12 protein-coding genes are annotated in these 12,678 nt (G+C 61.3%); 11 read left to right on the top strand and 1 reads right to left on the bottom strand.

From position 1 onward, the window contains the following. Positions 1–98 precede the first annotated feature (98 nt). A complete protein-coding gene (locus tag FHW68_RS16245) occupies positions 99–749 on the bottom strand; it encodes a hypothetical protein (RefSeq protein ID WP_183681289.1) in 651 nt (216 codons plus the stop codon). A gap of 243 nt (positions 750–992) precedes the next feature. Here FHW68_RS16245 and cbiE point away from each other — a divergent pair, with 243 nt between their 5' ends. The 11 genes from cbiE to FHW68_RS16190 all read left to right on the top strand — a co-directional run bounded on the left by cbiE (position 993) and on the right by FHW68_RS16190 (position 12,547). Next, entirely contained in the window at positions 993–2,204 is a 1,212-nt protein-coding gene (cbiE, locus tag FHW68_RS16240) for a precorrin-6y C5,15-methyltransferase (decarboxylating) subunit CbiE (protein WP_183681287.1), read from the top strand. Next, positions 2,197–3,294 (top strand): cobalt-precorrin-5B (C(1))-methyltransferase, encoded by a 1,098-nt coding sequence (locus FHW68_RS16235; protein ID WP_183681285.1) that lies wholly within the window; start codon positions 2,197–2,199, stop codon positions 3,292–3,294. The genes cbiE and FHW68_RS16235 overlap by 8 nt, the downstream gene beginning before the upstream one ends. Continuing rightward, positions 3,291–4,025 (top strand): cobalt-precorrin-6A reductase, encoded by a 735-nt coding sequence (locus tag FHW68_RS16230; RefSeq protein ID WP_183681283.1) that lies wholly within the window; start codon positions 3,291–3,293, stop codon positions 4,023–4,025. Before FHW68_RS16235 ends, FHW68_RS16230 begins: the two co-directional genes overlap by 4 nt. A gap of 303 nt (positions 4,026–4,328) precedes the next feature. Beyond that, the gene (locus FHW68_RS16225; protein WP_183681281.1) at positions 4,329–4,727 is read left to right on the top strand and encodes a DUF2946 domain-containing protein; all 399 of its coding nucleotides are present in this window, start codon (positions 4,329–4,331) and stop codon (positions 4,725–4,727) included. 48 nt (positions 4,728–4,775) lie between these two features. Then, a complete protein-coding gene (locus FHW68_RS16220; RefSeq protein WP_183681279.1) occupies positions 4,776–5,255 on the top strand; it encodes a copper chaperone PCu(A)C in 480 nt (159 codons plus the stop codon). A 21-nt stretch (positions 5,256–5,276) separates the two neighbouring features. After that, on the top strand, positions 5,277–5,702 hold the full coding sequence (locus FHW68_RS16215) for a DUF2946 domain-containing protein (RefSeq protein ID WP_183681277.1): 426 nt from the start codon (positions 5,277–5,279) through the stop codon (positions 5,700–5,702). Between the two features lie 383 nt (positions 5,703–6,085). Next, a complete protein-coding gene (locus tag FHW68_RS16210) occupies positions 6,086–8,083 on the top strand; it encodes a TonB-dependent copper receptor (RefSeq protein WP_260296641.1) in 1,998 nt (665 codons plus the stop codon). Between the two features lie 146 nt (positions 8,084–8,229). Next, positions 8,230–9,609, top strand: a complete 1,380-nt coding sequence (locus FHW68_RS16205) for a PepSY domain-containing protein (RefSeq protein WP_183681273.1) — start codon at positions 8,230–8,232, stop codon at positions 9,607–9,609. Positions 9,610–9,807: 198 nt separating this feature from the next. After that, positions 9,808–10,596 carry an ABC transporter ATP-binding protein gene (locus tag FHW68_RS16200; protein WP_183681271.1) on the top strand — a complete coding sequence of 263 codons (789 nt, stop codon included), beginning with the start codon at positions 9,808–9,810 and terminating at the stop codon, positions 10,594–10,596. Then, positions 10,593–11,540, top strand: coding sequence for an ABC transporter substrate-binding protein (locus FHW68_RS16195; RefSeq protein WP_183681269.1), 948 nt, complete (start codon positions 10,593–10,595; stop codon positions 11,538–11,540). The genes FHW68_RS16200 and FHW68_RS16195 overlap by 4 nt, the downstream gene beginning before the upstream one ends. Further along, positions 11,537–12,547 (top strand): iron ABC transporter permease, encoded by a 1,011-nt coding sequence (locus FHW68_RS16190; RefSeq protein WP_183681267.1) that lies wholly within the window; start codon positions 11,537–11,539, stop codon positions 12,545–12,547. Before FHW68_RS16195 ends, FHW68_RS16190 begins: the two co-directional genes overlap by 4 nt. The last annotated feature ends 131 nt before the right edge of the window (positions 12,548–12,678 follow it).

The following is a 12,678-nucleotide window of genomic DNA, read 5'->3' as shown; positions in this document are numbered from 1 at the left end:
GGGCGAAAGGTCGCCATTATGCCTGCTTTGCCCAAGCGCATGAAAATGCCTGCCGGTCGGAATCCGCCATGGCTACAAATCACCCAGCCTGGCGCTGTTCAGAGTTCGTATTCTTCGAGCGTGAAAGGGATCTGGCGAAGCGCCTGCTCAACGCCCGCTCGATGAGCCTCCATTGTTCGGCGCTTGATCACCAGTTTTCTGGCGCGAATATCCAGTTGCGACATCGGCTGATGGATCTGCCAAAACAGGAACGTGGTGTTGAGGACCATCTTGATAAACCGGATATGACTGAGCACTACGACCAACTCGCCGCTGGCGTTATAACTGATCGGCAAAATATTCGAGTTGAACGTCTTGCCACTCAGGGCCGTAAAATTTTTCAGGATTGCTGCATCGTTTTCCAGCGCTGCAAGTCCTGCTTCAACTTGTGCCAGTTGGGAACGAGTGAGCAACGGCGCCGCCAACTTTCGCCATGCCTGTTGCACGCTTCCGGAAAATTCGCGCTGGACCAGAACGACGGGCTGTTCCTCAAGGCTCCAGCCAAATGACCAGAGAATGCCGGCAAAGTGATCGAACCATTCACCTGGCTGGGTACTGCTGTTGTAACGTTCATCCGCCTTGATCTGCGCGAGTAGCGCGCAATTCTTTACAAAATTGTTATCGGCGGCTGTCTGGTTCTCAATGCCTGTGAATAACATATTGTTCACGGCGATTGCATGACGACGGGTGTTATCTGAATTGATATCCATATCTCTTCCTGCCAACCTGGCAACTCATTAATCAATAAATGCTTCGTTGTTAAATCAGAGCGTCCATTAACTCTGATTTAAGTTGAGTCCAAACTAGCAAAAACGCCCCCTGAGAAAAGCGCTTTTGCACCACATTTAGTTTCCGCTATCGGTCAACCATTCTCCGACAACCGACCCACGTCAGATACCGGCTGCCGCGTTATGATGCCGCCCCTGAAGATCACCCTGGATTTAAGGAACGGCATGACACCCTGGCTAACGGTTGTGGGAATCGGTGAAGACGGCTTCAAGGGCCTGGGCAAGAATGCCCGGCGCGCTCTGATGAACGCCTCGCGGATCATCGGCGGCCAGCGCCAACTGGACTTGCTGCCCGTGTGCATTCGCGGCGAACGCCAGTTGTGGCCCAGTCCGTTTTCCCTTGAACCATTGCTGGCGCTGCGTGGCGAGCCGGTTTGTGTACTGGCCAGCGGCGACCCGATGTTTTTTGGCGTCGGCGCCAGCCTGGCGCGGCACCTGCCCGGCGCAGAAATGCTGATTTTGCCCGCCCCGTCCTCCGTGTCACTGGCGGCCGCTCGCCTGGGCTGGCCATTGCAGGATGTGGTGACACTGTCGGTGGTCGCCCGCCCCATCGCCGCACTCAACGCCCATCTGTTCAGTGGGGTGCGCTTGCTGGTGTTGAGCAACGACGGCCAGACTCCGGCAGCCATCGCGGCATTGCTGTGCGAACGTGGTTTCGGACCGAGTCGCCTTACCGTGCTGGAACATCTGGGCGGCGAAGCCGCACGACGCATCGAGGGTGTTGCCAACGACTGGAGTGAGCCGGCAACCGCCGATCTGAACCTGATCGCCATCGAATGCATCGCCGAACCGAACACGCCGCGCCTGTCCCGACTCGCCGGGTTGCCAGATTCTGCCTTCAAGCATGACGGCCAACTGACCAAACGCGATGTGCGCGCCATTACCCTCGCGCGCCTGGCCCCGATTCCCGGCGAACTGCTGTGGGACGTCGGCGCCGGCAGCGGTTCGATCAGCATCGAGTGGATGCGCGCTCATCCGAGCTGCCGGGCGCTGGCCATCGAAGCGAATGAAGGGCGGCAACTGTTGATCGAGCACAACCGCGATGCCTTGGGCGTCCCCGGTCTGCAATTGATTCGCGGCAGCGCCCCCCAAGCCCTGGATGGGCTGGAACGCCCGGACGCGATTTTCATCGGTGGCGGCGTCACCCGCGAAGGCGTACTCGATACTTGCTGGGCGCAACTCAAACCCGGCGGTCGACTGGTGGCCAACGCCGTCACCCTGCAAAGTGAAGTGACCTTGATGGCCTGGCGTGAACGGCATGGCGGTGAATTGACCCGCATTCATGTCGCCCAGGCGCAACCGCTGGGCGAGTTCGATACCTGGCGTCAGGCGCTGCCGATTACCTTGCTGGACGTGACGAAGCCCCTCGATGCGTGACGAAACCGCCGAACAACCCGCCCCGCTGCGCAGCGGCCTGACCACCGGCAGCTGCGCCACCGCCACCAGCCTCGCGGCGGCGCGCCTGCTGCTCAGTGGCGCGGAAGCAGACGCCGTCGAGATCATTCTGCCCAAAGGCAAACGGGTGCAGATGCGCCTGGAATTCTGTCGGCTGACGGACGCCGGCGCCGAAGCCGGAACGATCAAGGACGCCGGCGACGACCCGGACGTGACCCACGGCGCCCTGCTCTTTTCCCAGGTGCGCTTGCACAGTGAGCCGGGCATTCGCTTCAGCGCCGGTCGTGGGGTGGGCACCGTCACACGGCCCGGGCTGGTGCTGAACGTCGGCGAACCGGCGATCAATCCGGTACCGCGCAAGATGATCAGCGACCACCTGATGCGGCTGGCCGAAGAGCTGGATTATCAGGGCGGCTTCGAAGTCACGGTGAACGTCGAGGACGGCGAAGCCCTGGCACTGAAAACGATGAACCCGCGCCTGGGGATTCTCGGCGGCCTGTCGATCCTCGGCACCAGCGGCATCGTCCGGCCGTTCTCTTGCGCGGCCTACATCGCCTCGATCCACCAAGGCATCGACGTCGCCAAAACCAACGGTTACCTGCACATCGCCGCGTGCACCGGCAACGCCAGTGAAGACACCATGCGCCGAGTCTATGACTTGCCGGAAATCGCCCTGATCGAAATGGGCGACTTTGTCGGCGCGGTGCTCAAGCACTTGCGCAAAGTGCCTGTGGATAAACTCAGCCTGTGCGGCGGCTTCGGCAAGATCAGCAAACTGGCGGCCGGGCACATGGATTTGCACAGTCGGCATTCAAGCATCGACCTGCCACAACTGGCCGAATGGGCGGCGTCGGTCGGCGCCGATGAGGCGTTGCAACAGGCGATCCGCCAAGCCAATACCAGTCAACAGGCATTGGCCATGGCCAGCGCCGCCGGGATCGCCCTCGGCGACGCGGTGTGTCAGCACGCGCTGGACTTTGCCCGCAGCGTGGTGCCGGCGCAGGTTCAGGTCGAAGTGTTCGCCATCGACCGCCAGGGCGGGATTGTCGGCCATGCGGGAGTTTTTCAATGAAGCGCGTGTTGTTGCTCGGCGGCGTCACTGAGGCCCTGGCCATTGCCCGGACGCTGGGCCCGGAACACATCTATAGCCTGGCCGGTGTCGGTCGCGTGCCGACGGACCTGAACTGCCAGGTTCGGGTTGGCGGCTATGGCGGCGCTGAAGGTCTGGCGCAATTCGTTCGGGCTGAAGGCATCGACCTGCTGCTGGATGCGACCCATCCTTACGCAGCGCAAATCAGTCAGAACGCCGCGACTGCCGCGAAGTTGAGCGGCATCGCATGCTGGGCTCTACGGCGTCCGGCCTGGCAACCACAAGCCGGAGATGACTGGCGCGAAGTCAGCGACTGGGCCGAACTGATCGAAGCACTCAAACCCTTCCGCCGACCGCTGTTCACCCTCGGCCGCGAACCGCTGCAGCACCTGCACGAAATCCCGCCGGAGCAATTCTGGACGTTGCGTGCGCTGGACGTTTATCCCGGCAATGAGCGCTGCGAAGTGATCGGCGCGCGTGGGCCGTTTCTGATCGAGGATGAACGCGAGCTGTTCGAGCGTCGGCAGATCGACGTGCTGATCAGCAAAAACAGCGGCAGCGCCGCCACCGAGCCGAAGCTGGAAGTGGCACGGGAACGTGGAATGCCGGTGCTGGTGTTGAAGCGGCCGGTGTTGCCGGGGGTTGAGCGGGAGTTTTGGGCGGTGGATGAGGTCTTGGCTGCACTGGCGAAGCGCAATCTAGCGGACGAATAAATCATTGTGTGGCGAGGGGGCTTGCCCCCGTTCGGCTGCGAAGCAGTCGCAAACAGGTAGACACGGTTCAGGCTGATAAAATCAGGTTGCAGGTTTTGGGGCCGCTGCGCGGGCCCAACGGGGGCAAGCCCCCTCGCCACAGGGTTGTAGGCTAGCCGCAACTCATCCGGCATTTCCAAACGATACCGCTACACTCGTTTGAAAGTCTGCTGCGACACCACACCGCACGCGGCCTTTTTACTTATCGCCCCTGATCAGGCTAAATAGCCGCGCCTGATCGCCCACTCAACCGGATCTGCCCTCATGTCCCGACAACGGCTAGCATTTGCCTGGATCGCCTGCTTTGCAGTGCTGTTCAACATGCTCGCCATGCCGATGTCCGGAGCGATGGCGCAGACGGCGAAATCACCTGCAGAGCAATTGATGTGGGGCAGTTTCTGCTCTTCCAACGGCACCAAACTGGTAGCGACCTCCCTGGGCGACATCGAGCAGAAAGCCCCGCAGAGCGACGATCATTCCAACATGCAGCATTGCTGGTGCTGCTCGGGCTCTGCGCCTTTGGTGGCGTTGCCGGGGCATGCGCCGCAGCTGTATTTTGCGCGTTTCGAGGCCAATCGAAGCCTGCTGCCTGCCACACTCGACACCCCTGCACCGCGCCAGCAATGGCCAAGTCTCAACCCCCGCGCGTCCCCTCTGGTGTGATTCCTTCTCGCAATTGACCTGCGTTTTGAATCGTTCTGGAGAACTGCCATGTTGAACAAGCTCATCGTTCTGGCTGTATTGCTGCTGCCTGCCTGTTTTGTCAATGCTCACGAATACAAGGCTGGCGAACTTGCGATCGCCCATCCGTGGTCGCAAGAATTGCCGCCCAACGCGCCCACCGTCGCGGCGTATTTCGTGATTCACAACAATGGCAAAACCGCCGACCGACTGTTGAGCGTCGACTCACCTGTCGCAGGCGTTGCCCAACTGCACGAGCATGTGAAGCAAAACGACCTGATGAAAATGCAGCAAGTGCCCAGCATCGAGATTCCGGCTGGCGGCAAGGTCAACTTCGCACCGATGGCGTATCACGTGATGCTGCTGGAGCTGAAGGACCGCGGGCTGCTGAGCGACGGCAAGCGCTTCCCGCTGACGATGCACTTCGAAAAATCCGGCGATGTGACGGTCGAGGTCGCGGTGCAGAAAAAGGCGCCTGATGGCATGCAAGAGCATATGCACGCTCAGTAATCGCCCACGTTGAAAACGCCCATGCGCCCACTTGGCAACAGGTCATCCGTGCACCGCCGTCAGCCAATGAGCCTGACGCGCGGCAGCTGGATCAGCCTGTTCGCCATGGTGATGATCTTTATCGGCCCGCTGATTTCTCAGTCGATGCCGATTGATCAACGTGCCTCAATGTCCATGAGCATGTCGATGGACATGCCCGCCATGGAGCATGGCGGGCAACCCGCCGCCGAGCACTGCCCGCCCAAAGCCGACCATCACGCACTCTGGGAAAAATGTGGCTATTGCAGCCTGCTGTTCAATTGCCCGGCGCTGACTGACGGTCAGTTCTTCGCCGCCTTCGACAGTCCACAGACAACCACTTTCAGCACTCCCGCTACCCGCCTGGGCCACGCCCGGCAAACCTTCTTCCCCGGCGCCCGCACCCGCGCCCCACCCATCGTCGCGTAAACACTCACCTCCGATCTCACGCGGCCCGCAACATGGCCATAGCAACCTGTGGGAGCGAGCTGGGTGGTGAAGGGGCTTGCCCTCGTTCGGCCGCGTAGCAGTCGTAAAACGTTGCACGCCGTGTACCTGATACACGGCGATCGCAGGTTTTGGGCCCGCTTTGCGGCCCAACGGGGGCGAGCCCCCTCGCCACAGGAACTTGCTCCCACAGAGATTTGCAGGCTGCCGGCCGTGTCGTTTACGACTGTTCGATGGACATTGTCATGCCAAGATTTTCTGCTGACACACGCTTGGGCGCTGCCCAGGCTTCTTTTACCTTGAACGAATCTCACGTTCGCTTAAGGCACGCCACGGCCGTTCTTTGTGGCTTGCTGCTGGCACCGATGGTGCAGGCCGATGAACACGCCGGGCACTCCGAAGAACTGAGCCCGACGGTGATTACCGCCATCGCGCCGAGTTCGCCGCTGACCATCGTCACCAACCCCAAGGACCCGCGCCAACCGGTGCCGGCCAGCGACGGTGGCGATTATCTGAAGACCATCCCCGGCTTCGCGCTGGTGCGCAACGGCGGCACCAACGGCGATCCGGTGCTGCGCGGCATGTTCGGTTCGCGCCTGAATATCCTTACCAACGGCAGCATGATGCTCGGCGCCTGCCCCGGCCGCATGGATGCGCCAACCTCGTACATTTCGCCGGAAACCTACGACAAACTCACCGTCATCAAAGGCCCGCAAACCGTGCTCTGGGGCCCCGGCGCATCGGCCGGCACCGTGCTGTTCGACCGCGAGCCGGAGCGCTTCGGCGAACTCGGCACCCGGGTGAACGCCAGCGTGCTGGCCGGTTCCAACGGGCGCTTCGACAAAGTGGTGGACGCCGCTGCCGGCGGGCCGCTGGGCTACGTGCGCGTGATCGGCAACACCGCGCATTCCGACGACTACAAGGACGGCAACAACGACACCGTGCCCTCGCGCTATGACAAGTGGAACGGCGACATCGCTGTCGGCTGGACCCCGAGCGCCGACACGCTGCTGGAACTGACCGCCGGCAAGGGCGATGGCGAAGCCCGTTATGCCGGGCGCGGCATGGACGGTTCGCAGTTCTTGCGCGAAAGCCTCGGCCTGCGCTTCGAACAGTCAAACATCGGTGAGGTGCTGGATAAGGTCGAGGCACAGGTCTACTACAACTACGCCGACCACGTGATGGACAACTACACCCTGCGCACGCCGTCCGGCACCGGGATGATGGCCGGCCCCATGGCCTCCAACGTTGACCGCCGGACCCTCGGCGCTCGGATCAAAGCCACCTGGCGCTGGGCCGATGTGCAGCTGATCAGCGGCGTGGATGCGCAAACCAACGAACATCGTCAACGCAGTGCGATGGGCGTCGACGCCTACAAGGATGTACCGCGCAACAAGGACGCCGACTTTCATAATTACGGCGTATTCAGCGAACTGACCTGGTACGCCGCCGACCGTGATCGGTTGGTCACCGGGGCACGACTGGATCGCGCGTCGGCCAAGGATTATCGGCAAACCATCGGCTCCGGGATGATGGCCCGCCCCAACCCGACGGCCGACGACACCCGCGCCGATACACTGCCCAGCGGTTTCGTCCGTTACGAGCATGACCTGGCCGACAGCCCGACCACGCTGTATGCCGGTCTCGGTCACGCCCAGCGCTTCCCGGATTACTGGGAGCTGTTTTCGCCCAAGTCCGGCCCCGCCGGTTCGGTGAACGCCTTCGACTCGATCAAACCGGAGAAAACCACCCAGCTCGATTTCGGTCTGCAATACAAGACCGAAGACCTTGAAGCCTGGGCCTCGGGTTACGTCGGGCAAGTGCGCGACTACATCCTGTTCAACTACACGCCGGGGATGATGGGCATGACCTCGCAAGCGGAGAACATCGACGCGCGCATCATGGGCGGCGAACTCGGGGCCGCCTACAAGCTGACGGCCAACTGGAAAGCCGACGCGACCCTGGCCTACGCCTGGGGCAAGAACAGCAGCGACGGCAGTGCCCTGCCGCAGATGCCACCGCTGGATGCCCGTTTCGGCCTGACCTACAGCGAAGACAACTGGAGCGCCGGCGCCTTGTGGCGGGTGGTGGCGGCGCAGAACCGCATCGACCAGGACAAGGGCAACGTGGTCGGCAAAGACTTCGACACGAGCTCGGGTTTTGGCGTGTTCTCGCTCAACGGCGCGTACCGGATCAACAAGAACTGGAAGGTCAGCAGCGGCGTCGACAATTTGTTCGGCAAGGCGTACGCCGAGCATTTGAACCTGGCGGGCAACGCTGGTTTCGGGTTCCCGGCCAATGATCCGCAAGCCATCAACGAACCGGGGCGCACGCTCTGGACCAAGGTTGATATGAGCTTCTAACAAGAAAAGTCAAAAGATCGCAGCCTTCGGCAGCTCCTACATGGGCCAAGGATATCGCCGCAATTGCGGGTGTAAACACATCCCGTAGGAGCTGCCGGAGGCTGCGATCTTTTCAAGACAAATGAATCGCCAAGCGGAGCACACAAATGAAACAGCCCAAACCGAATTTCTACAACCTGGCCTGGCGCTGGCATTTCTATGCCGGTCTGTTCGTCGCGCCATTCATGGTGATGCTGGCCTTGACCGGCATCATTTACCTGTTCAAACCGCAACTCGACCCGTTGATGTACGGCAGCCTGCTGAATGTCCCGCCTGCTCATCACACGGTCTCCGCCGATGAACTGCTCAAGCGGGTGAAAGAGGCGTATCCACTGGGCCAGATCAAACAATACCTGCCGCCGCTCAACGCCGAACGCAGTGCGCAATTTGTGGTGATCAATGAAGGTCATGAACTGAACGTGTTCATCGATCCGTACCACGGCGACATCCTTGGCGAACAAGACGCGAAGAAGAATCTGCAAGCGATAGCACGCTCGATTCACCGCGAATTGATGATCGGCACCGTCGGTGACCGGCTGGTGGAACTGGCCGCCGGTTGGGGCATGGTGCTGGTGGTTTCCGGGGTATTTCTGTGGTGGCCACGCGGCCAGTGCGCCGGGATTCTCTGGCCACGCATGAACAGTCGCGGCCGAGTGCTCTGGCGCGACCTGCACGCGGTGACCGGGTTCTGGGGCGCTGCCTTGTTGCTGGTGATGCTGCTCAGCGGCATGACCTGGACCGGGTTCTGGGGCAAGCAATACGCCGACCTCTGGAATCGCTTCCCGATTGCCATGTGGAATGAGGTGCCCAAATCCGATGTCGAGGCCCGCAGCCTCAACAGCGCCACCCGTCAGACCATTCCATGGGCCATGGAAAACACACCGATGCCGATGTCCGGCGACCACGCCGAACACATGGCGCACACCGCCACCCAAGCCGGCCCGGCAGCGCCGACCATCAGCCTGCAAGACGTGCAAGACATCGCCGTGCAGCGCAAGGTCGAACCTGGCTACAGCATCACCTTCCCCACCACAGCCACCGGTGTATTCACCATCGCGGTGTTCGCCGACGACCCGCGCAATGACGCCACCCTGCATGTCGACCAATACACCGGCGACGTCCTCGCCGACGTGCGCTGGCAGCATTACAGCAACGTCGCCCGGGCCACCGAAGTCGGCGTGATGCTGCACGAAGGCAAGATGTTCGGCCCGTTCAATCAGATCATCGTGCTGCTGATCTGCCTGATGATTTTGCTCAGTGCCGTCAGCGGTGTGGTGATCTGGTGGAAACGCCGGCCACAGGGCAAATTCGGCGTACCGCCGTTGCGTCACGACCTGCCGAAATGGAAAACCGCGATGCTCATCATGTTCGGGTTGGCGGTGATGTTTCCGTTGGTGGGGGCTTCGCTGGTGGTGGTCTGGGTGTTGGATCGGGTGCTGCTGTCGCGTTTGAGTCGGCAAACTGAATCCACTTCAGCTTCATCATGAAGCAGGCGAGATGCGCGTTTTAGAAGGATCTATAGACTTCTGGCGCTTATCTCTGAAGCATAGGGCCTCTTCGCGGGCAAGCCTCGCTCCTACAGGATTTGTGTCGATCACAAATATTGCGCACGACACAAACCCTGTAGGAGCGAGGCTTGCCCGCGAAGGCGTCATCAGCCACAGCAAAACTCCCAAGAGAAATGCATGACCTCGCTGAACCTCACGAACCTCGCCTGGACACCCCTGGGCCACGGCCATTGCCATCACCAGTTCCAGCTGCGTGATGCATCGTTGCACGTGGCCGCTGGCGAATTCGTCGGGTTGATCGGCCCCAACGGCAGCGGCAAGACCAGCCTGTTACGGTGCGCCTATCGCTTCAGCAAACCGCAAAGCGGCGAGGTTAAGCTGGAGCATCACAATGTCTGGAAGCAATCTTCACGCTGGTGTGCGCAACGCATCGCGGTGGTGTTGCAAGAGTTCCCCGACGCCTTCGGCCTGACCGTGGATGAAGTGGTCGCCATGGGCCGTACGCCGCACAAAGGGTTGTTTGATGGCGATACCCTTGAGGACCGAAAACGGGTGGCTCATGCCCTCGAATCGGTCGGCCTCAAAGGCTTCGAAGACCACGCCTTCGCCACGCTTTCCGGTGGTGAAAAACAGCGCGTGATCCTCGCCCGCGCCCTGGCCCAACAACCGCAATTGCTGATCCTCGACGAACCCACCAATCACCTCGACCCGCGCTATCAGCTGGAGCTGTTGCAATTGGTCAAGCGTCTGCAGATCGGCACGCTGGCGAGCATCCATGACCTCAATCTGGCGGCAGCTTTTTGCGACCGGCTGTACGTGATCAATCACGGTCACATTGTGGCCAGTGGCCCACCCAAAGAAGTCCTGACCGCCCAGCTTTTGCACAACGTGTTCGGCGTCGACGCCCTGATCGACGACCATCCCTTGCACGGCTACCCACGAATCACCTGGATAACCCAATCATGACTTTGCGTTCCCTGCTTTGCGTCGTTCTGTTGCTGGGCAGTGCCCACGCTTTCGCCGAAGCCACGAAATACCCGCTGACCGTCCAGAGCTGCAACCGCGAAGTGACGTTCAAGCAAGCGCCGAAACACGCGGTCAGCCATGACATCAACATGACCCAGATGATGCTCGCCCTCGGCCTCAAACCGCAGATGGCCGGCTACAGCGGCGTGACGGGCTGGAAGTCGGTGACGCCCCAGATGCAGACCATCCTTGATGGCCTGCCGGAACTGGCGGCCAAGTACCCGTCAGTGGAAACCCTGCTCAACGCCAACGTCGATTTCTTCTTCGCCGGTTGGGATTACGGCATGCGCGTCGGCGGTGATCTCACCCCGCAAACCCTGCAGCCGCTGGGCATCAACGTGTACGAACTCACCGAGTCCTGCGCCTTCGTCATGCCGCGCCCACCGGCCAGCCTGGAAGACACTTACAACGACCTGCGCAATCTCGGGAAAATCTTCGACGTGCAGGACCGCGCCAACGCTGTGATCGCCCGGATGCAGGCGCAGGTCGCCGACATCCGCAAGGGTCTGCCGATGGACAAGCCACGGGTATTTCTCTACGACAGTGGTGAAGACCGGGCCATGACTTCCGGTCGTCTAGGGATGCCGCAGGCGCTGATCGACGCTGCCGGCGGGCGCAATATTCTCGACGACGTCGAGGCGAGCTGGACCCGGGTCAACTGGGAAAACGTGGTCGAGCGCAATCCGCAGGTGATCGTGATCGTTGATTACGGCGAAGTCACCGCACAGCAGAAGGAGCAATTCCTGCTGAACAATAAGGCCCTGCAATCGGTGGACGCGATCAAGAACCAGCGCTTCATCGTCATCCCTTACGTGCAGGCCACGCCGGGGATCGACAACGTGCTGGCGGTCGAAAGCCTGGCCAAGGGTTTCCACGGCGAATGATCGATCGTCGCTATGCCTGGTTGCTGATTGCCCTCGGCGCACTGTTGCTGGTGTCGTGCGTGGTGTCGCTGGGTTTCGGCCCGGCGCGGGTGCCCGTGGAGTTGGTGTGGCGGATTCTGCTGCACAAGATTTCTGGTTTCGGTGTTCCGGACTGGACGGCCGGCCAGGAACACATCGTCTGGCTGATCCGCGTGCCGCGCATGTTGCTCGGCGCGCTGGTGGGCGCTGGCCTGGCGTTGATCGGCGCGGTGCTGCAAGCGGTGACGCGCAATCCGCTGGCGGACCCGCACCTGCTCGGTGTGACCTCCGGCGCGACCCTCGGCGCGGTGATCGTGGTGCTGCATGTCGGTGAAATCGCAGGCCTGCTGACCTTGCCGATTGCGGCGTTTATCGGCGCGCTGCTGAGCATGCTGGTGGTGCTGATGATCGCCAATCGCAATGGCCGGCTCGACAGTGATCGACTGTTGCTGTGCGGCGTGGCGGTGTCGTTCGTGATGATGGCGATTGCCAATCTGCTGTTGTTTCTGGGCGACCATCGCGCCAGTTCCGCGGTGATGTTCTGGATGCTTGGCGGTCTCGGGTTGGCGCGCTGGGAATTGCTCGCGGTGCCGGCGGCGAGTGTGTTGCTTGGGTTGGTGTTGCTGCTGGGGATGGCCCGGCCGTTGAATGCGCTGATGGCCGGCGAACAGACGGCTGTGACCCTTGGGCTGAATGCTCGCACCGTGCGTTTGTGGGTGTTTTTGATTGCCTCACTGATGACCGGAGTGTTGGTGTCGATCAGTGGGTCTATCGGCTTCGTCGGGCTGATGGTGCCGCACATCGCGCGGCGGTTGGTCGGGGCCGAGCATCGGCGATTGCTGCCGGTGTGCGTGTTGCTGGGCAGCCTGTTCCTCGTCTGGGTCGATGTGGCCGCCCGCACCCTGATCGCCCCGGAAGACTTGCCCATCGGCGTCGCCACTGCCGCGATTGGCGGGTTGTTCTTCATCGGCCTGATGCGCCGCCGCTAACCTCTTCTCTACGCCTTCTGTAGGAGCTGTCGAGTGAAACGAGGCTGCGATCTTTTGACTTTGATTTTTTAAGATCAAAAGATCGCAGCCTCGTTTCACTCGACAGCTCCTACGGTAATGCAAGTGTCCTG

This window comes from Pseudomonas sp. Tn43 (genome assembly GCF_014192635.1).
In the GTDB taxonomy this organism is placed as follows: domain Bacteria; phylum Pseudomonadota; class Gammaproteobacteria; order Pseudomonadales; family Pseudomonadaceae; genus Aquipseudomonas.
This window is presented reverse-complemented; position numbering and strand designations above follow the sequence as displayed.